At 64.2% G+C, this 24,216-nt stretch carries 24 protein-coding genes; 10 read left to right on the top strand and 14 right to left on the bottom strand.

Annotated features, from left to right (window positions below):
* Window positions 1-70: 70 nt before the first annotated feature.
* The 7 genes from VLA65_RS14475 to VLA65_RS14445 form a co-directional block, all read right to left on the bottom strand.
* The gene (locus VLA65_RS14475; protein ID WP_332602913.1) at window positions 71-889 is read right to left on the bottom strand and encodes an SGNH/GDSL hydrolase family protein; all 819 of its coding nucleotides are present in this window, start codon (window positions 887-889) and stop codon (window positions 71-73) included.
* Window positions 886-1,806, bottom strand: coding sequence for an SGNH/GDSL hydrolase family protein (locus VLA65_RS14470; protein ID WP_442880308.1), 921 nt, complete (start codon window positions 1,804-1,806; stop codon window positions 886-888). The genes VLA65_RS14475 and VLA65_RS14470 overlap by 4 nt, the downstream gene beginning before the upstream one ends.
* 255 nt (window positions 1,807-2,061) lie before the next feature.
* Window positions 2,062-3,183 (bottom strand): siderophore-interacting protein, encoded by a 1,122-nt coding sequence (locus tag VLA65_RS14465; RefSeq protein WP_332602911.1) that lies wholly within the window; start codon window positions 3,181-3,183, stop codon window positions 2,062-2,064.
* Window positions 3,180-4,019 carry an ABC transporter ATP-binding protein gene (locus VLA65_RS14460; RefSeq protein ID WP_332602910.1) on the bottom strand — a complete coding sequence of 280 codons (840 nt, stop codon included), beginning with the start codon at window positions 4,017-4,019 and terminating at the stop codon, window positions 3,180-3,182. Before VLA65_RS14460 ends, VLA65_RS14465 begins: the two co-directional genes overlap by 4 nt.
* A gap of 1 nt (window position 4,020) precedes the next feature.
* Entirely contained in the window at window positions 4,021-5,058 is a 1,038-nt protein-coding gene (locus VLA65_RS14455; RefSeq protein WP_307053267.1) for a FecCD family ABC transporter permease, read from the bottom strand.
* The gene (locus VLA65_RS14450) at window positions 5,055-6,191 is read right to left on the bottom strand and encodes a FecCD family ABC transporter permease (RefSeq protein ID WP_332602909.1); all 1,137 of its coding nucleotides are present in this window, start codon (window positions 6,189-6,191) and stop codon (window positions 5,055-5,057) included. The genes VLA65_RS14455 and VLA65_RS14450 overlap by 4 nt, the downstream gene beginning before the upstream one ends.
* Window positions 6,192-6,204: 13 nt before the next feature.
* On the bottom strand, window positions 6,205-7,275 hold the full coding sequence (locus tag VLA65_RS14445) for an iron-siderophore ABC transporter substrate-binding protein (protein ID WP_332602908.1): 1,071 nt from the start codon (window positions 7,273-7,275) through the stop codon (window positions 6,205-6,207).
* A gap of 495 nt (window positions 7,276-7,770) precedes the next feature.
* Between VLA65_RS14445 and VLA65_RS14440 the strand changes: the two genes are divergently transcribed.
* A complete protein-coding gene (locus tag VLA65_RS14440) occupies window positions 7,771-8,265 on the top strand; it encodes an FBP domain-containing protein (protein ID WP_332602907.1) in 495 nt (164 codons plus the stop codon).
* 176 nt (window positions 8,266-8,441) lie between these two features.
* Here VLA65_RS14440 and VLA65_RS14435 read toward each other — a convergent pair whose 3' ends face one another.
* Genes VLA65_RS14435 through VLA65_RS14425 form a run of 3 tightly spaced genes read right to left on the bottom strand, consistent with a single transcriptional unit; the run spans window position 8,442 to window position 14,267 of the window.
* The gene (locus VLA65_RS14435; protein ID WP_284991988.1) at window positions 8,442-11,906 is read right to left on the bottom strand and encodes an ATP-binding protein; all 3,465 of its coding nucleotides are present in this window, start codon (window positions 11,904-11,906) and stop codon (window positions 8,442-8,444) included.
* A complete protein-coding gene (locus VLA65_RS14430; protein ID WP_084784478.1) occupies window positions 11,903-12,817 on the bottom strand; it encodes a DUF4194 domain-containing protein in 915 nt (304 codons plus the stop codon). Before VLA65_RS14430 ends, VLA65_RS14435 begins: the two co-directional genes overlap by 4 nt.
* Complete coding sequence (locus tag VLA65_RS14425; RefSeq protein WP_284991987.1) at window positions 12,810-14,267, bottom strand: DUF3375 domain-containing protein; 1,458 nt, start codon at window positions 14,265-14,267, stop codon at window positions 12,810-12,812. Before VLA65_RS14425 ends, VLA65_RS14430 begins: the two co-directional genes overlap by 8 nt.
* A 245-nt stretch (window positions 14,268-14,512) precedes the next feature.
* Here VLA65_RS14425 and VLA65_RS14420 point away from each other — a divergent pair, with 245 nt between their 5' ends.
* Complete coding sequence (locus VLA65_RS14420) at window positions 14,513-14,815, top strand: hypothetical protein (RefSeq protein ID WP_059388681.1); 303 nt, start codon at window positions 14,513-14,515, stop codon at window positions 14,813-14,815.
* A 65-nt stretch (window positions 14,816-14,880) separates the two neighbouring features.
* Window positions 14,881-16,833 carry an acyl-CoA dehydrogenase family protein gene (locus VLA65_RS14415; protein ID WP_332602906.1) on the top strand — a complete coding sequence of 651 codons (1,953 nt, stop codon included), beginning with the start codon at window positions 14,881-14,883 and terminating at the stop codon, window positions 16,831-16,833.
* Between the two features lie 21 nt (window positions 16,834-16,854).
* On the opposite strand, the gene VLA65_RS14410 is transcribed toward VLA65_RS14415, so the two are convergent.
* Window positions 16,855-17,259 carry a YchJ family protein gene (locus VLA65_RS14410; RefSeq protein ID WP_306963522.1) on the bottom strand — a complete coding sequence of 135 codons (405 nt, stop codon included), beginning with the start codon at window positions 17,257-17,259 and terminating at the stop codon, window positions 16,855-16,857.
* Between the two features lie 192 nt (window positions 17,260-17,451).
* Here VLA65_RS14410 and VLA65_RS14405 point away from each other — a divergent pair, with 192 nt between their 5' ends.
* Window positions 17,452-18,204 (top strand): hypothetical protein, encoded by a 753-nt coding sequence (locus VLA65_RS14405; RefSeq protein ID WP_332602905.1) that lies wholly within the window; start codon window positions 17,452-17,454, stop codon window positions 18,202-18,204.
* A gap of 123 nt (window positions 18,205-18,327) precedes the next feature.
* Here the strand turns inward: VLA65_RS14405 and VLA65_RS14400 are convergent, their stop codons facing one another.
* A complete protein-coding gene (locus VLA65_RS14400) occupies window positions 18,328-18,819 on the bottom strand; it encodes a flavin reductase family protein (RefSeq protein WP_332602904.1) in 492 nt (163 codons plus the stop codon).
* Window positions 18,820-19,064: 245 nt separating this feature from the next.
* On the opposite strand from VLA65_RS14400, the gene VLA65_RS14395 reads away from it, so the two are divergent.
* The 3 genes from VLA65_RS14395 to VLA65_RS14385 all read left to right on the top strand — a co-directional run bounded on the left by VLA65_RS14395 (window position 19,065) and on the right by VLA65_RS14385 (window position 21,324).
* Window positions 19,065-20,099 carry an aldo/keto reductase gene (locus VLA65_RS14395; RefSeq protein WP_332602903.1) on the top strand — a complete coding sequence of 345 codons (1,035 nt, stop codon included), beginning with the start codon at window positions 19,065-19,067 and terminating at the stop codon, window positions 20,097-20,099.
* 54 nt (window positions 20,100-20,153) lie between these two features.
* Window positions 20,154-20,549, top strand: a complete 396-nt coding sequence (locus VLA65_RS14390) for an RNA-binding S4 domain-containing protein (protein ID WP_236813437.1) — start codon at window positions 20,154-20,156, stop codon at window positions 20,547-20,549.
* A 157-nt stretch (window positions 20,550-20,706) separates the two neighbouring features.
* Window positions 20,707-21,324 carry a uracil-DNA glycosylase gene (locus VLA65_RS14385; protein WP_059388685.1) on the top strand — a complete coding sequence of 206 codons (618 nt, stop codon included), beginning with the start codon at window positions 20,707-20,709 and terminating at the stop codon, window positions 21,322-21,324.
* A gap of 8 nt (window positions 21,325-21,332) precedes the next feature.
* Here the strand turns inward: VLA65_RS14385 and VLA65_RS14380 are convergent, their stop codons facing one another.
* Window positions 21,333-22,352 (bottom strand): glycosyltransferase family 4 protein, encoded by a 1,020-nt coding sequence (locus tag VLA65_RS14380; protein ID WP_332602902.1) that lies wholly within the window; start codon window positions 22,350-22,352, stop codon window positions 21,333-21,335.
* Between the two features lie 135 nt (window positions 22,353-22,487).
* On the opposite strand from VLA65_RS14380, the gene VLA65_RS14375 reads away from it, so the two are divergent.
* From VLA65_RS14375 to VLA65_RS14365, 3 genes are all read left to right on the top strand, one after another.
* A complete protein-coding gene (locus VLA65_RS14375) occupies window positions 22,488-22,994 on the top strand; it encodes a hypothetical protein (RefSeq protein ID WP_332602901.1) in 507 nt (168 codons plus the stop codon).
* A gap of 67 nt (window positions 22,995-23,061) precedes the next feature.
* The gene (locus VLA65_RS14370) at window positions 23,062-23,313 is read left to right on the top strand and encodes a type II toxin-antitoxin system Phd/YefM family antitoxin (protein ID WP_306963534.1); all 252 of its coding nucleotides are present in this window, start codon (window positions 23,062-23,064) and stop codon (window positions 23,311-23,313) included.
* The gene (locus VLA65_RS14365; protein ID WP_306963537.1) at window positions 23,310-23,582 is read left to right on the top strand and encodes a Txe/YoeB family addiction module toxin; all 273 of its coding nucleotides are present in this window, start codon (window positions 23,310-23,312) and stop codon (window positions 23,580-23,582) included. Before VLA65_RS14370 ends, VLA65_RS14365 begins: the two co-directional genes overlap by 4 nt.
* Here the strand turns inward: VLA65_RS14365 and VLA65_RS14360 are convergent.
* A complete protein-coding gene (locus VLA65_RS14360; protein ID WP_332602900.1) occupies window positions 23,570-24,187 on the bottom strand; it encodes a hypothetical protein in 618 nt (205 codons plus the stop codon). The two genes, VLA65_RS14365 and VLA65_RS14360, sit on opposite strands and share 13 nt — an antisense overlap.
* Between the last annotated feature and the right edge of the window lie 29 nt (window positions 24,188-24,216).

Here is a 24,216-nt window from a genome sequence, read left to right as displayed (position 1 = left end):
AGCTTGGGCGTCCAGGGCGTCACGCGGGGCACACCGCCGCCAAAAATTTGTCAGGCGTGACGCCACCCCCTTAAATCCGGGCCGGCTCTGGGGACGTCCCCAACCGCTCCGGCAAGACCACCGGCATAAGGGCCGGCCAGCGGGCGCTCAGGTGATCGCCGCACGAAACTCCCCTGAAACGACGCGAAAGCCAGGGTGCCACATCGCGCCTGAGCCACGCGGCGTCGTCGGTCATGATCTCGGCGCGGCTCCGCGGTTGCAGCGCCCCAAGCACCGGTGCGGCGAGCGAGTGCGTGGCACCCAAGACCTCCAAGACCTTCTTGGCCATGTATTCGTGCCCGATACCGGACATGTGCAGCCGGTCCGGAGCCCACATCCGGCGGTCCTGATATTTTTCGAAGCACCAATGGTCCACCAGAAGCGTTCCGTAGGCTGCGGAAATGCGCCGGATGTGTTTATTGAAGACTGCCGTGCGCAGCTTGAGCGGCTCCAACACCGGCGAAAGCGGCACGTTGTACTCGGTGAAAAGCAGGACGTGGGCGCCACTGTCCGCGATCCGGGCAACGGCATCCTCGAATCCACGGACCAGCATGCGCATGTCCAGTCGTGCGCCGAGCAGATCGTTGCCGCCAGCGTGGAAACTGACCAGGGTGGGGGCCATCGCGAGCGCGGGCTCGAGTTGTTCAACCACGATCTGCCTGAGCCGACGGCCGCGGAGGGCAAGGTTGGCGTACTGCGCCTGCGGCTGGTGCCTGGCCAGTTCCTCTGCCACGCGATCGGCCCAGCCCCTGCAATCGTTGGGAAGGCGAAGGTCTACGTCGCCGACGCCTTCAGTGAAGGAATCTCCGACGGCGACGAATCGCATCGGCGTCTCCATGGCCATGGTCATGTCCCCCCGTTGTTTTGAGCTTTGCCTTGCGCGTTGCCTTGCGCGTTGCTTTGTGCCTTGGTTCCAGCAGCGGCGGCGCCCGCAGCGGCGGCCTGGCGTTCCGCGAGTTTTCGCAGCCCGGCCTTCCGCGGCACCTTCACGGGCTCGGGCCAGCGCGGGCCAAGGGCGTCCCCGAGCGTGACGCCGCGAAGCTTCCGGCCAAACAACGGCAGCACCCAGTCGTTCACCCAGCGGCGCTGACGGCGTTCCCAGTCGCGCAACTTGAGGCGCTGCGGCGGTTCCCAGTCTTTGGGCGAGAACTTATGCGGAACACCGAGGTGATCCAGGACCTGCGACGCCATATATTTGTGCCCGGCTTTGGACATGTGAAGGCGGTCCGAAGCCCACATCCGGCGGTCGTGGTAAGCGTCAAGGCACCAATAATCCACCAGCACAGCCCCGTACTTGGCGGCCATCTCGCGGACGCGCTCGTTGTAGAGGGCATTCCGCTTCTTGAAGGGTTCCAGCACGGCCGAGACCTTGACGTCGTACCCCGTGAACAAGACCAAGGTGGCCCCCGTGGATGCGAGGCGGGCCACGAGCCTTTCGTACTCGGCCATGAGGATGTCCATGTCCGTGCCGAAGTCCAGGATGTCGTTTCCGCCGGCGTAGAGCGTGATGAGCGTGGGTTCCATGGCCAGGGCACGGTCCAATTGCTCGTCGACGATGTGACGGAGCCGCTTGCTCCGCACCGCAAGATTGGCATACTCCCAGCCAGGTTCGGCCTTGGCCAGTTTCTCGGCGACGCGGTCGGCCCAGCCCCGGACGCCGTTCGGCAGGGCCTCGTTCCGGTCCCCCACGCCCTCGGTGAAAGAATCGCCCAAGGCAACAAACCGCCGTCGTCCGTTCTGGTCAGCATCAAGCACGTTCCCAGCCACCACGCCAGCGTAGCCCCGCCCGGTTGCCCGCCGGCAAAGCCCAGGTTAATTCGACGCTCGCTCACCTATAGGGCATTTCGGGCAGACGCCCGCTCACTTACGGCGCGTTTCGGGCGAACCCCCGCTCACCTATAGCCCCTTTCGGCCAGACGCCCGCTCACCTGACGTGAGCGAGCGTTTGCGGTTTTGGCCGCATATGTGAGCGAGCGTCGGCGAAAAGGACGATATATGTGAGCCGGCGTCGGAGGGGGCGGGTTAGAGTTCGGCTTTCCCTTTGCGCCAGTAGCCCATGAACGCCACCTGCTTCCGGTCGATCCCCACATCCCGGACCAGGTACCGGCGCAACTCTTTAATGACCCCTGCCTCGCCTGCGATCCAGGCGTAGAACGGCAAAGCGCCCGAGGGAAGGCCAGGGTTGCGGCTCGCTTCGATCGCGGCCGTGTCCATGCGCAGCGGGGTTTCCCACAAGATGTCCCGGTCCACGTTGACATCTTCGGGCTCGGGGCCGGCGGCGCCATCGAGCGAGATGATCCCCACCCAACCGGGGACGGGTACAGCTCCGCGTACGGCTTCCTTCAGCAACTCCCCGTGAGGCCGGGACCGGCCAAGGGCCGTGCCCCGCGCGAGCCACGTGATTTCGATGTCGGCCTCTGTGTCGAGGTCTTGGAAATCCCCGGCTTCGGGTACCTCAAGGAAGGCATGCCCTGTGATTCCCGCGGGCAAGGACTCCAGGATCGCGCCGATGGCGGGGACGGCTGTTTCGTCGCCCGCAAGAAGGACCCGCTGCGCCAGGCCGGGACGCCATTCGATGCCGGAATACGTTTCGGCGGTGACGCAATGGGCTGCCCGGTTGTTCGGGCCGATGATGGTGATCGAATCCCCCGGCTTCGCGGCGAGCGCCCAGTTGGCGGCGGGCCCGCCCGTCGGGTGAACCGCACCGCCGTCGACGCCGGGCCCCGCCACACCGCCGCTAGCGCCGCCGGCCCAACCGCCGTGACCGCCGCCGTCGAAGTGCATTACGAAGTCGACGTCGATCTCGGGGTAGACGGCGTCGAGCCTCTCGTTCCGCACGGTGTAGGTCCGCATCGATCCGCGGACCGCGGGATCCATCGCCAACCACTCTTGGTACCAACCGACGTCGCCCGTGTGGAAGGCGGGCAACGGCAGGGGGTGCCCGTCGGCGTCGAGCGAGGGAATCATGAGTTTGATGCGCAGGTCCAGGGTGTTCCCCGAAACCCCGAATCCGCGCAGGCAATATCCCCCGAACGTGATGCGGCGGAAGTTGGGGCCGAGATCCTCGACGGCGGTGACCGTGACATCGAAGGCCAGGGTCATCGACTCCGTGGTTGCGTTTCGCACAACGGCGTCTGCGTTCATGAGGCGAACTCCAATTCGATGGACGTTGAGTGAGCGGCGGTGCGGTGCCGGCCGATCGGGAGAACGAGCGGGGTGCCGGAAATTGGATCCGGAACCACCCGGGACTCCAGGCCGAAAACGTCGCGCACCAAGTCCTCGGTGACCACTTCAATCGCTGGCCCCTCGGCGACGATCGCCCCGGCCTTCATGGCGATGACGTGGTCGGCGTAACGCGCTGCCAGGTTGAGGTCATGCAACACGATTGCCACGGTGGTCCCCCGGCTGCGGTTGAGGTCGGTCACCAGGTCCAGCACCTCCACTTGGTGTGCCAGGTCAAGGTAGGTGGTGGGTTCGTCAAGGAGAAGGACCTCGGTCTCCTGCGCAAGCGCCATGGCGATCCATACCCTCTGGCGCTGCCCACCGGACAGTTCGTCGACGTTCCGGTCAGCAAGCCCAAGCGTTGACGTGGTCTCGAGTGCCCGTTGGACGGCGAGATCATGCACCGACCGGTCGCCAGTCCTCCAGCTGCGGAAGAACCCTTGGTGCGGATACCGTCCGCGGCCCACCAGTTCGCGGACGGTGATGCCATCCGGGGCAAGGGGCTGCTGCGGAAGAAGGCCGAGCGTGCGGGCGAGTTCGCGGGCCGGGCGGGAGTGGATGTCCTTGCCATCCAGTGTGACGACGCCGGCGCTCGGCTTCAAGAGCCTGGACAGCCCCCTGAGCAACGTGGATTTCCCGCAGGCGTTGGCACCCACGATCATGGTCACTTTGCCTTCGGGAACCTCCGTCGAGAGTCCTTCGACCACCCGTCGTTGCTCGTATTGGAGCGTCAAGCCGCGTGCGCTCAGTTGTGCCATGTCAGGCTTCCTTTCGGTTGGACGTGACCAGAAGCCACAACAGGAATGGAGCGCCGAGGGCGCCGGTAATGACGCCGACCGGCAGGACGGTGCCGGCCAGAACCAGGGGTGCCACGTTGTACGCGAAGTAGTCGGCCGCTAGGACGATCAAGGCGCCGGTGAACGCCGACGCCGGGAGGCTGGGTCGGCCGACCACCCGCCGGGCGATCGGCCCGGCAAGAAAGGCGACGAAGGCAACCGGACCGGCAGCCGCCGTCGCCATTGCTGCGAGCGCGACGGCGGTGATCACCAGGCCGAAACGTACGGCGTTTACGCGGATTCCTAGTCCGGCCGCGGCGTCGTCCCCGAGTTCGAGCATACGCAGCGGTACGGCGAGGAGGGCCAGCGCAGGAACAAGCACGGCGAGCGAGGCCATGAGTACGCCCACGCGCTCCCAATTGGCCGAATTCAAGGAACCGTTGAGCCATATGAGGGCCTCGGAGGCTGTTCGGATATCCGCCCGGGTCATGAGGAAGTTCACCACCGCCCCCAATGCGGCGGCGACACCAACGCCGGCGAGGATAAGCCGGTTGCCTGCCGCATTCCCGCGACGGCCGCCCGACCCGCCCCCTGAACCCGAGCCGCCGCGCGAAATGGCGTAGATGACAAGCGCGACGCCGATCGCACCAGCGAGCGCGGCCGCGGACACGGCGGCACCGGACGCGCCGAACACCACAATGGCCAGGACTGCCGCGGCACTCGCACCGTAACTGATGCCGATGACGTCGGGGCTGGCAAGGGGGTTGCGGAGCATGGTCTGGAAGAGCCCGCCCGAGAGGCCGAACGCCAGACCAATCAGGATTGCCAGCACGGCCCGCGGCAGTTTGTTTTCCATGACGATGAAGCTTGCGCCCGGGATCTTCTCCCCGCCCGTCAAGTGGGCAGTGAGGATCCTGAAGAAATCGGGGATGGTGACCGTGTAGCTGCCAAGGAGCACAGTCACCGCAAAGAGGACCACGACGCCGGTGCCCAGGAGTGCGGTCCTGCTGCGGAGGTTCACAGCGACGCCCCCTTGCCCCGGCGGACGAGCCACACGAAGACGGGGGCACCGACGATGGCCGTCATGATGCCCGCGGGAACTTCGCCCGGCAGCAGCACTACCCGGCCGATCACGTCCGAAACCAGGAGGAGTGCCGGCGCGAGAACCATGGAGAACGGCAGGATCCAGCGGTAGTCCGGACCCGTAAAGAAACGCACGGCATGTGGAACCACGAGTCCGACGAATCCGATGGGACCAGCCAACGCCGTGGCCGATCCGCAGAGCAGCACGATTCCAAGCGCGGTGACGCCCCTGGCCAGGGTCACATTCTGGCCGAACCCGCGGGCAACGTCATCGCCGAGGGCCAGGCTGTTGAGGATCCGCCCGCTGCCCAGCACGATCAACGCGCCAATCAGCAGGAAGGGCAATCCGGTCAACACCACGGACCAGTCGCTGCCGGCAATTCCACCCACCTGCCAGAAACGGAAGCGGTCCAGGGTGTCCTGGCTCGAAACCAGGATGACGTTCATTATCGAGTAAAGCCCCGCACTCAGCGCCGCCCCCGCCAAAGCGAGCTTCACCGGCGTCGCACCGTCACGCCCGATCGACGCAATCAGATAGACGACGACGGCGGCCGCCGCGGCACCGACGAAAGCGAACCAGATGTAGCCGCTCGCCCCCGAGATACCGAAAAGGTAGATCCCGGCGACCACAGCCAGTGCCGCCCCGGCGTTGACGCCCATGATGCCCGGGTCCGCAAGGGGGTTGCGGGAGACGCCCTGCATCGCGGCGCCCGCAAGGCCAAGGGCAGCCCCTGCCACCAAACCGAGCACAGTGCGTGGAATGCGGGTGTGGACCACCGCATGGTTCCCGTCGTCGGGGTTGAACTGCGTGAGTGCTTGCCACACGGTTTCGAGGGACAAGCCCCGTGCGCCGATCGCGAGCGAGGCCGCACAGGCAAGCGCAAGCACGACGACGGCGGCCAGCAGCCAGGCGGCGCGGTTGCCGCGTCCCCGGCCCCCGACGTCGGGCCCGGCCTTCGCGCGAACTAGCAGGTGTTGCCCTGTGGAAGCGATGTGAGGGTCATGAGCTGCCAGCTCGCGCGCCGTTCCGCCCGCGGAAGGTGGGCCCGCCGTCGTCGTGCTTTGTGTCATGTCAGGCGTTTCGCTACTTGGTGGCCGCGTCGGCGCCCTTGGCCAGCTGCGGCAGGAACATGTCCAGTGCCCACGGCAAGCTCAGCGGCGAGGATGCGGAGATCGCCAGGGTGAGGGTGTTGTCGGAGTCTGCAACCAGGGCGCCCTTCTTGATCGCGGGGATCTGCCCCAGCAGGGGGTCCTGCTTGATTTGGTCCATGGTCTTGGAATCCGGCACCCAGGTCACGAAGACGTCCGAGGAAAGCTCGTTGGCCTTTTCGGCGGACCACGGAACGAAAAATTCCTTGGAGCCCTTGCTGGCGTTCTGCACCACGGGGGCGAGCTTCATGCCGATTTCGGACAGGAAACGCGGTCGGTTGTCGTTGGCTGTGTAGACGTTGACGCCGTCGCCCTTGGCAGGCTCAAGGTTGCCGTAGATGAAGGACTTGCCGGCGAGCTGCGGAAACGCGGCGACCTTGGTCTTGATAGTGGCCTCGGTGTCCGAGACGAGCTTGGTGGCCTCTGAGCTCTTACCCAAGGCCTGGCCGATGATCGTGGTGGCTTCCTGCCATGGCGTGCCGTACGCGAGTTCGGGCTGTGCCACCACGGGGGCAATTTCGGAGAGCTTTTTGTAGTCCGCCTCGGTCAGGCCGGAATAGGCGGCAAGGATGACGTCCGGTGCCAGCTTGGCGATCTCCGTGAAGTTGATGCCGTCGGCCTCGGAGAACTGGGCTGGCGCCTTCGCGGTGCCAAAGCCGGCACCCAACTTCTCGAGCGCGGCGTCCTTCCAGGGGGTGGAACCCTTGCCGTTGTTGCCCCATTCGTTTTTCGGGACCCCAACGGGCACGACGCCGAGAGCCAAGGCAACATCGTCGTTGACCCACGAGACGGTTACCACGCGTTGCGGTTGCGCCTTGATGGTGGTCTCACCGAAGACGTTCTTGATGGTGATTGGGAACTGGCCGCTTGAGGCCGGCGTCGTCGCTGAACTGGCGGTAGTTGAGCCGGTCGAGCAAGCGGTGAGGGACAGCGCGACGGCGGCAACGGCTGCGGTCGCTGCACCTGCGGTCTTCAGCAGGGCTCGGCGTGAGGGGCGGGAAGCCACGGGACTCCTTAGGTAAGTGATGCAAACCTAAGTAAGGCTAGCCTACCCTTCTGATAATTACGAAACGTTTGCGTCGCGTAATTAATTCACGCCCTGCGTTCCCTCAAACGCCCGCTCACCTATAGCGACAAAACGGCAAACGCTCGCTCACCTATGGGAACAAACGGCACGGGAATTTTTGGACACCACCGACGACTTTTGCAAAGATGACAGAGCCGGTTGATTCAACGAACTGGCCAGGGCCGTGAAAGCGGCGAAGATCGAGAGGATGAGCATGCGCACTACACACGTTGGCGCTGCGATGGTTGGCGAGGTGGCCGTTTTGGCCTGCTTTGCAGCCCCCTCTGCGTCGGCCATCCCGCTCGGCGGCCAGGGAAACTAACCCCACCGCCCCTGCACTAGAAGCACTCTAAGGTTCCTTTGCGGTGCCCTCGGATCGCCAGACGCCATGCGTCCTTCCTCTTCGGAGCCCAATCGATCTGAAAGAACTTTGCCGTGCAGAAAATCACCGCCCAACAAATCCGTTCCTCATTCATCAACGCGAGCCGCTCGGAGGCCGCCAAACTCAACCTCCCGAAGGACTTCGATTCCCTCGACTGGGACAACCTCGAATTCCTTGGCTGGCGCGACGAGAAGATGCCGATGCGAGGCTACCTCGTTCTCCCGAACGACGGTTCCCTTACCGGCATCATGCTGCGCGCGCCCGAGGGAGGCTCCGGCAAGAAGCGTTCGGTCCTTTGCGAACTGTGCCGCGACGTGTTTTCCAAGGACGATGTGTATCTTTGGGTTGCCGAACGCGCGGGCCAATCGGGCCGCGACGGCAACACTGTGGGGACGTTGATCTGCGCAGAATTCGGCTGCTGCGCCAACGTCCGGAAGGAACCCCCGGCGAATGAGATCAATCCGGACCCGGCCGACGTCGTCGTTCGCCAAATCGCCGGGCTGCAGTCCCGGACTGCCCAGTTCCTGGGGCGGGTCCAAGGGAAGTAGCCGCCCACGTCGGACGCTCGCTCTATCTCTAGTGAGCGAGCGTCCGCCGAAAACCCGACATACGTGAGCGAGCGTCCGCCGGAAACCCGACATACGTGAGCGAGCGTCCGCCGGAAACCCGACATACGTGAGCGAGCGTCCGCCGGAAACCCGACATACGTGAGCGAGCGTCGGGGCTAGCGGAGCACGATGTCCACGGGGTTGGCTTCGGAACGCCATTCGCCGGGCGCGCCCGGGGCGCCGATGACGGGGGCCGTGAGCACGCCGGAGCGGTTGGTCCGCTTGTCGCGCAGGATTTCCGTGACCGAACCAAGATGCCGGGACAGGTCGATGACGTTTTCGGGGGCCGCCAGCAACAACTGGAAGCCGAACTCGTGCAGGGCCTTGATGCCTGCGCCGGCGAACTCCTCCGACGCGAGGACGAACGCCTCGTCCATCATCACCGTTCCGTACGTTGTGAAACCCTGCTCGGCGATGCCCAATTGGTAGCTCAGGGCCGCCGCCATGATGAACGCAGTGAATCGCTGCCGCTCGCCACCGGACATCGATCCGGTGTCTGCGTGCATGTACACCTCGGTCTTCTTGCCACCCCGCGGGCCTTGGACGGAGCGGTGCTCCTTGCACTGGATGAAGAGGTGCCCGCGGACATCCAGCACCTCGGCTCGCCAGCGCCGGTCCTCGGGGGTCTGCGAACCGAGCCGCTTGACCAGGGTTTCGAGCGACTTGTAGCGGTTGGTGAGTTCGACGTCGTCGTCCGCCTCGGGTGAGCCCGCGGCCCCCGAAGCGGCGCCGGCCGCGCGGGACGGCCGCGAGTGGCGCGTCTTCAACGCGTTGTGGATGGCGTCCTTGAACTGCTTCGCAGTGGCGGGCAGCGTCTGTTTGATATCGAGTTCCAGGAAGCTGCCCTCGTGGAAGTTGACCTCGGACAGGATGCCGTTGAGGGGAAGGATGCGGCTCGTGATGGCACGGCGTTCCTCGTCTAGCAGGTGGAGAAGCGTGCTGAACGATTCGTGCGTGCGCTGGTTGAAGAACTGCCGGAATTCGGCCTCCTGCGCGGGCAACCCTTCGCTGACGATCTGGTGGTAGCGGGACTCGAACTCCCCCGCGGCGCCGATCGAGGTCCCGTGGTCCGCGGAAATGGCGGTACCCCATTCGCGCACGAATCCTTCGAACATGCGCGTCAGCCGCTCGGCCAACGCCTGCCCGCGCGACTCAGTGGCATGCAGTTCCGCCAAGAGCTTGCTCCGGACTTCGGCAGCCAGGGTGTCGAGTTCATGGAGCTCGCCCACCTCGCCGAATGCGCTGAAGTACGGCTCGAGGGCAGCAACTGTAGCGCCCGACGGCGGCGCCTGGTCCAGGCGGTTGCGCGCAGCATCCAGGAGGGCGTCAGCCGTGGTCATCTGGTGGTCGAGCGTCTTGTATTCGCTCTGCAAAACCGCCGCCGAACCTGTGGAGGACTGGTGCTTTTCGCGTACGGCCTCGATATTTGCACGCAAGGGCTCCAGATCGGCCTGCGCGGCCAAGGCATCCTTGAGCCGCTGCTCGATCTTCGCGAGTTCCTCGGCCGCCACCGCTGCAGAGACCTGTTCCCAGCCACGCTCATCGTCGGCGATGCGACGCAAGGCATCGAGCTGGCGGGTCATGCCTTGGTGCGAATCCTCGCGGCTTTGGGCGAGTTCGGCGGCCTTCAGAAGCTCGTTCTCGAGCTCGCCGACCTTCGCGGCCACGAGCTCCAGCTTGGAAGCGTTGTCGAAACCGAGAACATAGTCTTGCCGGCTCGTGAAACGATCGTCCTTCTCCACTGTGTGCCTGTTGCGCTTGACCACTCCGCCCAGGCTCAGGCCTTTGTCCAACTTCGCGAGCTCGTCCGGGTCTTCCACGCACGGGTACGCGAAATCGAGGGCGATCCGCTCGCGGATCCACTCTCCGGCGTCGGCGTTCGCCCCCAAGGTGAGGATGTTCAGCTTCGTGAGCAAATCGCCGTCGGACACGTCCTCCACAGCCAAGGCCCCGCCCGCGAGCGGTTTGGACACGTCCACTGCCCGCAGCGCGCCGCGGACCGTGTTGTCATTCAGGTAGCGCGTGACGGCGGCGAAGTGCTCTCCGGGAACAAGCAGCGTCGTGGCGAGGTTCCGTAAAGCACGCTCGGCCGCGGGCCGCCACTGTTCCTCCCCCTCGGCGAGGTCTATCAGCTCGCCTCCAAAGGGCATCCGGTCCTCGGGAACGCCAGTGGCTGCCGCGATTGCGGCGCGGTTTTCAATGCTCGACGGCGGCAGCAGGGACTTGCGCGTCTTCAACGAGACGAGCTCCTGCTGGGCTGCGGCGAGTTCGCGTTTCTTGGTGGCGTGGCCGTCGAAAGCTTCGAAGCGGAGTTCCCGCAGCGCTTCCGAATCGTCCTTGAGTTCGGCGGAGCGGCTCGCTGCCTGCTCGTGGGCCTGCTCCCAACCCTCAGCCGTCCACTCAAGGTTGAGTCCGGCGTCGGCCAATGCTTGGCGTGCCGCCTCCTCCACCTGCTGGCGAAGCTTGAGGCCGACCCGGGCATTTTCGAGCGACTGCTCGATCGCCGAAATCGCGTTACCGCCCTGGTTGTTGTAATCCGACTCGAGCTGGCGAAGCTCCTTGGCGAGCGCGTCCCGGACGCCCCGCTCGGCGCTGAGCTCCTTGGCTTTCGCCTGGGCAAGGTCCTTGAAACGGGCCAAAGTCTTGGCATGGACCGTGACCGAGAGCTGCTGCTTGTAGGCGTCGAATTCCTCGCCGCTGAGCTCCCGGAGCCGGTTGGCTTCCAGCAACGACTGGGCATACTCCTTGTTCATCCCAGGGACGGGGGCGAGCTGGTCGCGCTGCTGGCGCACGTCCTCCAGCCGCTGCCTGATGGACATGAGGTTGCTGAATTCCTCGACGACGTCGTCCGCAGCAGTGAGCGTCGCGGGCGCGTCGAGCACCTGGTCGCGGAAGAACGTGTTGACGCTGCCGCCGAGCCCCTTGCCGGCCTGGATCACCCGCAAAAGCGGAAGCGCCTGGTCCGAGTTGATGCCGAGAAGCCGCCGGAAACGCTCCGCAAAGGCCTTGTGCACATCGAAGATCTGGGCGTCCGGGAAGATTGTCTCCAGCGCGCCCTTGGTGAAGCGCTTCTCCGCGATGCCCTCAATCGCGCCGAGATCCAGGGGCTTGTTGTCAATCACATAGAACCGGCCGACGCTGGACTCCGTGCCGTTCTTGGGCAGGTCGAAAAGGGCCGAGATCGTCACCTTGGTGCCGGCAGCGTTGTCGAACGTCAGCGCGACGGCGGACCACGTGGCACCGGGGCGCTGGAAGGCACTCGCCGAACCCTCGCCCACGGCCTTGTCGCCCACTTTTCCACGCATGTACGTGAACGTGGTCCTCTTGTCCTCCACAGCCCCGCCGGCCCGCTGCGCCGCAGCCTCATTGGAGCGCGGACGGGCATCGAAGACACGCAGCATGGCATCGAACAACGTGGACTTGCCGACGCCTGAGTTGCCTGTCAGCAGGGTGCCGTTGCGGTCCACGTGCATCGTGTGGGCGCCGTGGAACGTGCCCCAATTGACCACCTGGACCAAGGCGAGGCGCATCTGGCCCGGGTTGGTGAGTTCGCCGATCGGAAGCATCGTCGCAATGGTCACTTGGCTGCCTCCTTGGTTTCGTCAGTTGCGTCAAGTGTGGTTGCGTCAGTTGTGGTCGCCTTTGCCTCCGCGGTGGATGCGTCACCACTGCTGTCGGTCACCACGTCGTCCTCTTCCCCGGTGTCGGACTCAGCGTCGTCGTTGGAGTTGGGGTCGTCCGTTTCCGTTAGTTCGATGAGGGGTTCAGTGCCTGATTCGTCGGCTGCTACCGCGATCAGTGCTTCGATTTGGGCCGGGATGTCGCCGATGTTTTCGAAGGGGAGCGCCAGGGGGAGGGCCTTGGAGATCGCGAACGTGTCCTCGATGCCCGTAGGCAGGAGGAGTTGGCGGGCCAGGAGCTTCGTGATGGTGCGGTTCACGACGTCGGTGTCGCGGAGGGCGTCTTGTTGGCCGGATGGCTGGTAGTGCGCCACGAGTTCGGCGATTTCTTCGCGGGTGATCACAGGCTCGGTCTGGGCAGTGACGTGGCGGTCGAGAAGGAGCCTCAGGCGCAGAAGCACGATGGTTTCGACCCGGCTCAACGCACGTTGCTGACGAAGGATGCTCGAGCGGGTGCTTCCTCCGATGGCTTCGGGATCGACGGGACGGAGCACCGCGATCTTGCGCTCGTGATCCAGTTGCAGGTTCAGGAAAAGCTCCGAAAGCCGGCTGCGGAGGATCACTTGGTTGTCCAGAAGGGTGGTCCAGAGCTTTTCGTCGCGGCCGCCGTCGACATACGGACCCTTGAGCAGCCGCACGAGAGCCTGGCGGACCTTCATAGGCAGCACGCCGGTGTCGCCCGGGAACAACGCCGCGCCGTCTACGAATGTGTCGCGCGGCGTGACGCGGAAGGGATCGGAGTGGACATGCTGCGCTATGTCCACTCTTTGTTCCGAAGAGGGGGCATGCTCGGTGGGGTGGGCGTCAGTCATCGGAATCCTTAGTCAGGGTCACGAGCGGCAGGTACGCGGTGCGTGTGCTGCCATCGATTTGTTCGAAGTCGATGTTTTCCCAGGTGGCCCGGTCGAACGCCGCACCACCGTGCAGCGCTTCGGACAGAAGGGCCCGGACGGTGTTGATGTGCCGTTCACCCTCCGGGAGGTTCGCCCAGGCCTCTGCCAGTGTGGCTGCGCCCGCCATGGCGGAGCGGACGACGTCGGGCCTTGCCTTCGCGGAGCGAAGTGAACGCACGCGGTCCGAATCGCTGAAGGCGATGGGGTCGGCGAGCTTTGGCGGCGCCGCGAACTCATCCGGGTCGAAGAGCTTGACCATGGCGAGGGATTCGAATCCCGCATTGAACAACACCGGGCCTCGGACCAGGCCGGGACGGTCGCGCTCGTACGGCATCGAGCGGATAGCCTGTTCGGCTTCGCGCAAGACCTGCCGGAGCCGGACGGACTGGCGGATATCGTCGCTTTGGATGTAGTTGTTGAGGCTCTCCGAAAGCCGGCCGTAGATGCGCTGGATCTGGCTGTGCTGCGTGCGCAGTTCCGCCACGAGGTTCTTGAGGGTTTCCCTGTCCTCATGGCTGAGGTCATCCGCGAATTGGCGGCTCAGCACGTCGCCGATCGCCGAACGGAAGCGCAACTGTTGCTGCGGGTCCTCAAGGAACGCCGTGAAGGAACGGAAGGTACGGCCTTCGGGGCTCTGCCGCAAGCGTTTGTCCGCCTCCAGGACCTGCGCCATCGTTGCACCCTTGCTGAGCGACTCCTCGATGATCTGGTTGCGGAGCTCGCCTACCAGTTCTTCGATGCGGTCACGCATCTTCTTGTAATCGGCAGGCAGGCTTGCCGCAAGGTCCAGGATGTTCCCGGCTGCTTCGACGGCTTCCTCATCATCCAAAAGACCGTCGAAGTCGCCGGAACTGATGTCTTCGATCAGCTGCTGCCGCTCCTGGATCTCCTCTTCAAGGGATTCCAAACGGGCGCTCTGGTCCGGGTTCGTCTCGTTGGCGAGCTTTTCGACGTCGCCCAGCAACGTCCCGAGCCTGGAACCGTTGAGCGTGGAACGTTCGCTGGAGAGGCTGTCCAGGAATGCCAGGACTCTTGCGGCGGCCTCGGTGATTTCGTAGACGATCTGGCCGGACTGGCTGCGTCGGGTCAGGAACTGCTTTCGGGTCCATTCGTCCGCAAAGGCCTTGCCGCTCCCCTGGCCGCCCAGCCCGGGATCCTGCCTGCGGAGCTGCTCGAGGAAAGCGTCGACGTCGGCATGGAACTCTTCGAGCGGCAGCTGCGGTTTCGTTCGGGTGAAGGATGCCTGGAGCACCGCGATGACCCAGGGCGCCGAGCGCGTGAGGGCCCAGGCGGGGCCTTTGGTCAGGAGTTCGAGATCCCTGAGCCGCGCACTGATGGCGTCGGCTGAGGACATTGCTGAGCGGGACACTTACTCTCCTTCAGCTGCCGCGGAACCTTCTGGCAGCGGAAATCCCGAAAACTGCCCCGTACAAGGTTAACGCAGGGTGCGCCGCAACCCTTCCGTGATCTACCTCCCGGTAGGGTTTCGATCGCGTATCAACAGTCCCGACGCCGGTGTCGTTGCTAGCTGAACCGATGACGCCGCCCCTAATGTCGACACCAACGACGTCGACGCTCCGACGTCGGCTTTGGCAGCGTTGCGGAGGGGACCCAATGCAGTTCGACTTGACGACCTTAGACACCAGCACTTATGTCTTCGCGGGAACACTAATCCTTGGCCTGGTTCTGGCAGCCTTCATCGCGGTAGCCGCAATGGCCGCACTTGCGTTGCTCGGCGCCGGAAGCCTCGCCTGGTACACCGTGAAGAACGTGCTGGGCGGGCTGGTCCACGGCATCAATTTTGCGTGGGACCAGCTGGTCCACCAGGCCGGAAAAGTGGAACTGCCAGTGGAATTCCCGTCCCAGACCGCCCCTAGCACAGGTACCTACCCGCGAGTAGCATTGAGGGACAGCTGAAGGGTCCACCACCCGAGGCGGATCCTGGGCTCGAAACCGGCACAACCGGCAAGAGGAGTCCTCCCATGACCTCCGCCACTGACAACAAGAGCAACGGCGTCACGGCCGCAGAAGCCCGCGCAGTCGCCGAGGCCGCCCGCGACACCGAATGGAACCGCCCCAGTTTCGCCAAGGGGCTGTATTTGGGAGACTTCGATCTGGGGCTGATCCATCCTTGGCCCCAGGCAAGAGCCGACGACGTCGAGCGCGGCGAAGAGTTCATGGCGAAGCTGACGGAGTTCTGCGGCACCATGTCCGGCCGAGCCATCGAACGCGATGCCAAGATCCCGGACGAATACCTCGCTGGCCTCATCGGGTTGGGCGTTTTCGGCATGAAGATTCCGCGCGAGTACGGCGGCTTGGGCCTCTCGCTGGTCTACTACGGCAGGGCGTTGGCGCTGTTGGGATCAGTCCATCCGAGCCTTGGCGCGTTGCTCTCGGCGCACCAGTCCATCGGCGTCCCGGAGCCGGTCAAAGTGTTCGGCACGCCCGAACAAAAACAGGAGTACTTGCCGCGTTGCGCCGCCGGCGCCATCACGGCGTTCCTGCTGACCGAGCCCGACGTCGGCAGCGACCCCGCCCGGATGGGCTGCACCGCAGTGCCAAGCGACGACGGCGAGTCCTACCTTTTGGACGGCGTCAAACTTTGGACCACCAACGGCGTGATCGCCGAATTGGTAGTGGTCATGGCGGTTGTCCCTGCCCGCGCAGCCCCCGACGGGACGGCGCTCAAAGGCGGGATCACGGCGTTCGTCGTGGAAATGGACTCCCCCGGCATCACGGTGGAGAACCGCAACGCCTTCATGGGCCTGCGCGGCATCGAGAACGGCGTGACGCGGTTCCACCAAGTCCGCGTACCTGCAGCCAACCGGCTGGGCCGCGAAGGCCAGGGACTCAAGATCGCGCTCACCACGCTCAACACCGGCCGGCTCTCCATCCCGGGCCTTTGCGTGGCGGCGGGTAAGTGGTCCTTGAAGATCGCCCGCGAATGGTCCAACGCCCGCACCCAATGGGGCCGGCCGGTCGGAAAACATGAGGCCGTCGGCAAGAAGATCGCGTTCATCGCCGCCACCACCTTCGCGCTTGAAGCCGTTTTCGAACTGTCCGCCGAGATGGCCGACGCCGGCCAGAAGGATGTGCGGATCGAGGCTGCGCTGGCCAAACTTTGGTCCACTGAACTGAGCTACACGGTGGCTGATGAGTTGGTCCAAATCCGGGGTGGCCGCGGGTTTGAGACGGCGGATTCCCTGGAGGCCCGCGGAGAACGCGCGGTGGCCGCCGAGCAGTTGCTGAGGGACATGCGCATCAACCGGATCTTCGAAGGCTCGTCCGAAATCATGCGCCTGCTCATCGCCCGCGAAGCCGTCGATGCCCACCTTTCGGCCGCGGGCGAGCTCGCCTCCGCAGACGCAACCCTGCAGGAGAAGGCGCGTGCCGCCGTCGGCGCCTCAGGTTTCTACGCCAAATGGCTCCCTAAGCTGGTGGCCGGGGCCGGCATGGACCCCCGGTCCTACAGCGAGTTCGGGCGCCTCGCGAAGCAACTGAGGTATGTGGAACGGGCTTCGCGCCGGCTCGCCCGGCAGACTTTCTACGGCATGGGCCGCTGGCAGGCAAGGCTCGAATACAAACAAGCGTTCCTCGGCAGGATCGTGGATATCGGGGCCGAGTTGTTTGCCATGGCAGCGTGCTGCTCACGGGCCGAGATGCTGCTGCAGACCGCTCCGGAGCAAGGCGCCGCGGCGTACGAGCTCGCCGAGGCTTACTGCGAGCAAGCGCGGATTCGCGTGGACGGGTACTTCGATCAGTTGTGGCGGAACACCGACGACGTCGATCATGAGTTGTCCTCGAACGTCCTTGCAGGCGACTATGCGTGGCTTGAGGCCGGAATCCTTGACCAATCCGAAGGAACAGGTCCGTGGATCGCCGATGCCACCCCGGGCGCCTCGTCGAAGGAGAGCCTGCACCGGAAGTACCGCTGAGGCTGATGCCGATCGACGCGGCTAGCCGACATCGCCGTCGAGGTAGTACCAGCGCCGGTGGATCCGCAGGAAGCGGCTGTTTTCGCGCTGGACTCCGCGTTCGCCGTCGGAACGGTAATGTGCTGCAAACTCGACCGTCCCTTCGGTGTCCAAGGGGCCGCCTTGGCGCGTGGCCAGGATGTCCAGCCTGCGCCATTCAATGTCCGGGTCCAGGTCCAGCGCGGCAGGCCTGGTGTCCGGGTGCCACGTGCGCAGAAGGTAATCGCTATCAAGGACAACAAAGGCGGAGTAGCGCGAACGCATGAGCTGTTCCGCGGTGGGCGCGTCGGAGTCTCCACGATGGAAGCGTCCGCAGCACTCGGTGTACTGCTCTCCGGACAAACAGGGGCAAGCGCCTAGTCGTAGGCGGGCCGGATCGAGTGGCATTGAAGCCCTATCTTGAAGAGAAGGTGAGAGCTAGGCAACAAATTCTGTCACAGCAGATAACAGCTTCGAAACAACCTCGGCGAGCCGGAGTTTGGCGGATGATTCCTTAAGATTTCGCCCTTAGGCTAGATGACATGCCCGCAGACCTTCGGTTGCGGCGTCCACCCCACAACTCTGGCTCGAGGAGGCTACGTGGAGGATCCAACAACACTTGGCCTCAATCTGACTTTTTTTGGAACGCTCGGGCTGGCTTTGTTGATGTCCATTGGTTTGGGCTTCCTGATGGTTGTCACTTTGGTGCTGGCCGGCGTCGCGAAGCTGGTTTGGATCATCCTGCTCGCGATGGTCGGGATCTTCCCGAAACGCGATGCCGTACCGGTTGTGCACTTGCCACCAAGGCCTCGACGCGCCCCCGTCCCGCCGTCGGATTCCGAGGAACCGACCTCGGCGGACGACGGCTTGCTGGGCGCAGGGCCGTCCGTTCCTCGGGAACCGCGTCCTGGGTTTGCTGGGACCACCAAGCTACTGTGGTCGGCGTCGTGGTCAGCCGTCCGGAACGTCTCTTGGAAGTCGCTGGTCAACCCACGGACGTGGCCCAAGCCTGCCCAGATCAAGGACGGTATCGCAGCCACAGCCACAACCCAGGCGAAGGAACATCCTTTTGTGGTCGCGATAAAGCAGGATCCTCCGGTCCTGAACAGCCAGTGGGCTGCCGCCGTCGCCGAGGCCGATGCCCGGGCTGCGGCACGCGACGCTGAACGGGCCGCGGAAGCGTCAGCTTCGGACCCGGAACCGCCGGCTTCCGACGAACCCGTTGAAGGGAACGTGGCGGAATCGTCGGGGACTGGCACGCCGGTCCGCGAACACCGGGGAGAACCACATGGTGGCAAACCCGTATCTTCCGGCCGTGTGACGGCCTCAGCAGGGTCCCGCCCCCGGGCCTAGCGCCCCGCAGTGCCCGCCTGACCCAATCCTCAGTGCCCGGCCGACCCAACTGACTAGCATTTGTTGTCGTTTTGACGCCCGATAACGACATCTACTGCGAGTCAGTTGGGGCCGCGACCAAGCTCACGCGGCCAGTTGCCTGAACCCTGCCCCGTGGTAGATGAGGGGCTCGGCGTCGTGGTTAATCTCCACGGACTTCACTTCGAGGACGACGATCGCGTGGTCACCCGCGGGGGTTTCTGAGACCACTTCGCATTCAAGCACCAGCGCTGCGCCGTCGATCAACACCGCCCCGGCGTCGCTCGTTGAGGTCGCCAGGCCAGCGAATCGGTCCTGGGTCCGCGAGGAGAGCTGCAGGCACACGGCTTCCTGGCCCTGGGCCAAGATGGAAACACCCAGTCGCGGGGCGCGCCGGAGCTTGGGCCACGTGGTGGAAGAGTTCTGCACCGCGAACATGACCAGCGGTGGTTCGAGCGAGACTCCCACTGTGAAGCTCGATGCCACCAGGGCCTCCGGCGCGAAGCCGACCATAGCACTGAAGGCCGCCACGCCTGAGGGAAATTGCGCGAACGCCTGCTTGATCGAAGCGGCTCCATCCACCGTTACCTGGGTCATGGCGGGTTCCTTTCTCTGTAGTTTCGTGCCTGCCTTTCTACTAATTCACTCGACGCCGATAACAGCAATATTTGTGTATTCGCGTGTCGAGTGAAGTCAATTCATAATTCGTCACGCGCTGTTTTCATTACCCCGCAATACGAAAAGCGAAGAATCTATACGTTTTTCGAGTGCTCCGGCCACGACATGTGTAGCGTCGTGTCAATCCATTGCACAGCCTTGATTCTTCACGGAGGAAGCCGGAGATGAGCCTCAGCGAGCTTCGAACCCTGGGACGCACAGGCGCCCTGATCAGCCCCCTTACCCTGGGAACCCTTAACCTTGGGACGGGCTCGGCGCCCACGGGCGCCGAAGAAAGCATCCGCATTGTCCACGCGGCCCTCGACGCCGGCATCACCAGCGTCGATACCGCGGACATCTATTCGCAGGGCGAGGCGGAAGCCATTGTGGGCCGGGCCCTCCATGCCAGGCGGGATGATGTTTTCCTTTCCACCAAGTTCCACGGACAAATGGGGCCGAATCCCGCGCATGCAGGCAATTCCCGGCGCTGGATCATGAAGGCCGTGGAAGGCAGCCTGAACCGCTTGCAGACGGACAGGATCGACCTTTACCAGGCACACCGTCCGGACTACAACACCGACGTCCTGGAAACCATCACGGCCCTCAACGACCTCATCCGGCAGGGCAAGATTCTCTACTACGGAACGTCGGTGTTCACGCCGTCGCAGCTTGTGGAGGCACAGTGGATCGCCACCACCAACCACCTCATACCGCCAGTGGTGGATCAGGTGCCCTATTCCTTGTTGGTCCGCGCGAATGAGCGCGACGTCTTTGCAATCACGCAGCAGTACAACCTTGGCGTGCTCAGCTATGGACCGCTCGACGGCGGCTGGCTCTCCGGGAACTACCGCGTGGGAGTCCCCCAGCCCGCAAGCTCCCGCGCGTCGGCCGTTCCCGGGCGCTTCGACGTCTCTGCACCTTTCAACAGGAACAAACTCCTGGCGGCCGATGCCTTGGGCCGTGTCGCCGAACGGCATGGGCTCACCCTCATCCAGCTTGCTGTCGCCTTTGCCCTGAACCATCCGGCCGTCAGCAGCGTGGTTATCGGTCCGCGCACGGAGGACCATCTGGTCGACTACCTCAAGGCCGCGGATGTTGTCCTCAACGAAGCCGTGCTGGATGCCATAGACGAGATCGTGGCGCCCGGTACCAACTTCCTGGAGCGCGACGCAGGTACCGTTGTCCCCCACCTTGAATATGCGGAACTTCGACGCCGGTAACCGGTTTCGCGTTGGAGCCGCCGGTTCGCGCGCCGACTATACTCGTTCGCAATCATGACTAGCCTTCCGACTTCCGCCCAAACATCAAAAACCGGCAATGTGCGCATTGATGCCTGGCTCTGGGCGATCCGCGCTTACAAGACCCGTTCCGCTGCCACAACCGCTTGCCGGGCGGGGCATGTGCGAATCAACGGGAACCCGGTCAAGGCTTCACAGTCCGTGATTATCGGCGACACAATCCGCGTACGGCAGCCCGGCTTCGAGCGCATCCTTGAGGTCCGCAGGCTCATTGCGAAAAGGGTAGGGGCCGAAGCAGCGTCCCATTGCTTCACCGACCACACACCGGAGCGTCCCGCCGCGCCCGCCCTCGGGCTGCCGCAGCGCGATCGCGGCGCGGGACGGCCCACCAAGAAGGACCGGCGCGACATGCAGAAGCTCAAAGGTCAGTAGAAGACCGGGCCAAAGGCGGGTCGGGAAGCTCGCCGCTCGGACCGGCGTCGGGCAGTTTTGTCCCTCGGCTCTGCAGGAGCGTGAGCGCCGCGTAAAGCGACGGCGTAAAGTGGCAAGGGACGCCGATTCTGGACGCCGCGCTGCCGAAGGAGAGAACGTGACCATTGACTGGGACGAAAAACGGGCCTTGCTACAGGAGCCCAACATTGCTGCCGTGACGCAGCTGTGCGACGAACTGATGGCCAAACGGCCCGGTTCCACCGTGCCTTACATCGATCCGGTGCATGACGAAGATGAGTGCCGGATCGTCACCCTCCAGACCAGCCCCGGGCGGGCCCCCACCTCGGGTTTCGTATCGCACCTCAACGACGACGACGCCGCCCGACGTGCGCAGCTGATCTATGACTCGGCCGACTTGGACGTCCGCTACGTCATGCCGTGGAACTGCTACCCCTGGGTCCGCGACCCCGAACTGCCGCCGGCACTGAGCGCACAGGAGAAGACCGACGGTCTCCGTCCGTTCCGCCAGTTCCTCAAGATCAACAAGAGAGTCTCCGCCGTCGTCGCTCACGGCGCGGAGGCCGCCGCTTTCCTGGCACTGTTCGAGAAGACGTACCACTCGCCGCTCCGGCAGCACGGGATCAAGGTCTACAAGGCAAGCGCGCTCGGTGGACGGGCGTTTGCCTTGTCCGAGGCGAAGCAGCAGGAACTCCTGGCAAAGAACATCGAAACCTACCGGGACGCCATGCAGAGGGCGGGCATCCAGCACCTGTAGGGAAGCGCTTAGGACCCCACGACGGCGCGAAGGACTTCCCCTGCGGTATCTTCCCATCGCGGCAACTCCCCGCTGGCTGCCTCGGCCGCTGACTGCCATCGCTTCCGTAGGGCAGCGTCGCCCAGCCATCTCCGAAGGATGTTCTCCAACGATCCGATTCCCGCGGTGAGATCGATGGCTCCACCGGCACCCTGGGCTCCGAGCGCTCCGACGGCTCCGGTTCCCTTTCGGACCACTACCGGTATGCCGTGCGCCAGGGACTCCTGGACCACCATGCCGAAGGACTCCGAGTGTGAGATCAACAGACTGAGGTCAGCCCGGTTCCACTGGTCCTCCAGGGCCGGGCCGGAGAGCTCGCCTGTTGTTTCCACCCGTTTTTCCAGTCCATTCCGGAGGATGCGTTCCTGCACGGCTGCGGCGTACGAAGGGTCTGCTTTTGTGGAGCCAACAAGCGCCGCTGTCCACGCCAGGTCCTTGATCCGTGCCAACGCGTCGACGAATAGGATCTGGTCCTTATTGGGGAGCAGCACGCCCACCATGATGAAATGCGGTGCCGCCCCAGCGTCTCGCGAACTCGGGCGTGTTTTCGATGGGAGATCTACCCCGGGGATCGCCAAGTGCACGTTGCCCAGGCCTAGGGTTCTGGCCGTTTCGGCAGTCCGGGAACCAGTGCAGAGAAGACCTGTTGCAGCGCGCAGCGCGCTCGTTTCTACTGGATTCTCCCCGGAAGGGGGCATGTGGAGCAGCACCCAGACACGGCGCCCGGCAGCGGCTGCGCTCTCAATTTCCGCGGGTGCACCCGAGGCAATCAGGCCGTCGACAATGTAGATGGCCTGTTCCCCTCCGGTAAGTGCAGCTGCAAAGCGGTTCCGGTCTGCTGCACTCCCCAAAGGCCAGCCGCCGTCGAGCGTGCAGACCGAGACCTCCGTGCTCAGGCCCCGGAGGGCTTCAGCCAGCTTCGCGTTGTAGATGTTTCCCCCGGAACGATGGCGCACATTCGCGGGCAAAATCATGCGGATCTTGACCAAGGGCTACTCCCCTCCATAGAGCCGGTTGTTTGGCCTCGCAGTCCTCAGACCATGGTGCTGACCATATAACCCGGGCGGGTGGTGTGGTAGGTGAACTGCACATCCGGCGCGGGGCATCGGCGGTAGATTGTGGGCATGGGACAGACTTCTTCAGACCGCCGGGACGTGTTCGCTGATTGGATCTTGAGTGTCGCGGAGTTCACCCACGCACACTGGTTCTTCGGCAACCTCTATGAGGCCATCGTCAAAATCCCGGACCGGGTCGCGGCCTCGGCAGCGAGCAGCGAACTCCCCCGAACCCCCTTTGGAGCGGGAAGCCCCGGGCGCTACTACGCGCCGATCGCGCCTCTCAGCGCCCCTGCCGCCGTCGCTGCCCTGGTCGCCGGGTGGAAGCATTCCGACAATCGGGCTTGGCTGATGGTGGGCGCAGCCAGCTCCGCCACGGGGGCAGCAGCTACGGCGTACCTGCTTCGGTCAGTCAACCCCAAGCTTTTCTTCAGCCCCTATCCGCTCGAAGAGACTCGCCGCAGGCCCCTGTTGAAGCGCTGGTACAGGGTCCACGCCCTCAGGCTCACGGCCAGCGCGGTTGCCCTGGCCGCCATCCACCAGGCCCGCACGATCCGGCTGAGAAGTCACGGATAAGAATCCGCCGTGGGCGCCGACAAAGATGCGGCGTACAATATTCTGTACGCAACTCAGGGAGATCACCATGCGCACACTCAGCTACTCGGAATCTCGAGCCCACTACAAGGAAACTCTCGACGCCGTCACGAATGACCGCGAAGAAGTAATCATTACCCGGCCAGGCAAGGAAGACGTCGTCATGGTTTCGCGTGATGACTACGAGTCCCTCCGTGAGACCGCTTACTTACTGCGCAGTCCAGCCAACGCGCAAAGGATCCTATCGTCCATCGAGGAACTGGAAGCTGGCCGAGGCGTGACCCGGGATATCGTTGAATGAGGCTGATCTGGTCCTCAGCGGCGTGGGACGACTACGTTTGGTGGCAATCCCAAGATCGCAAGACGCTAAAGAGAATCAACGGGTTGCTACAGGACATAGCCCGGCACGGCAATGAGGGCATCGGCAAGCCTGAACCCCTGAAACATGGTTTCCACGGGTATTGGTCACGGCGCATCACGGACGAACATCGCCTGGTGTACAAGTTCGTCGAAACTGACGATGGCGTCGAAGTGCTTATCGCCGCTTACAGGTACCACTACGGCAATTGAGGGAAATGCTGGCGGTTCCTGATCCGCGATTCGCCGAAGTCAACTCCCACCTGGCCAATCTCCCACGGTCCGCGGCCCCTGTGCAATGGCCTGCCCACAGCCACATGGGGTACCCATCGAGGCGAGCGGAATCCAAGGGCAGGGGAGCTGAGGATGAAGTCGTCGATGTTGTCGACAAGCAGTTCATCCAGGAGTTCATGAAGCGCGTGTACAAGGGAGACCTGAAAGTCATGCACCGAGGCGGGCACATCTACTTCCAGTCCGCACACTCCGCCGCTGCCCAGGACGATCAGGCTTTCGGCGCTGCCGGAGAAGGCCTCCAGTACGGGCAGTGCCTCAAGCCACGCGACGGTCCTGAGCATGGCCGAATCGGCGCGGGTGTTGCCTTTGGTCCAATCAGCCACGTCCCGGCAGAAGTCATCCAGGACGCCCAAGTGCAATAGCGTCATGTGCAATCCCCGCTGCCTGCGCAAGGCAAACACGTACCGCGACAACTCCTCATAGTCCGCAGGCCCTGCCCCGACACCGAGGACCGGCACCTCCACTGTGATGGGCGGTGCTGTCTGTGTCGTTGAATCCCATCCCCCGCGCGGACGGTTGGCCATGGGAGTAATTATGCTCCCAACATTGACAC

This window comes from Arthrobacter sp. S2(2024) (genome assembly GCF_036662515.1).
GTDB lineage: Bacteria > Actinomycetota > Actinomycetes > Actinomycetales > Micrococcaceae > Arthrobacter.
This window is presented reverse-complemented; position numbering and strand designations above follow the sequence as displayed.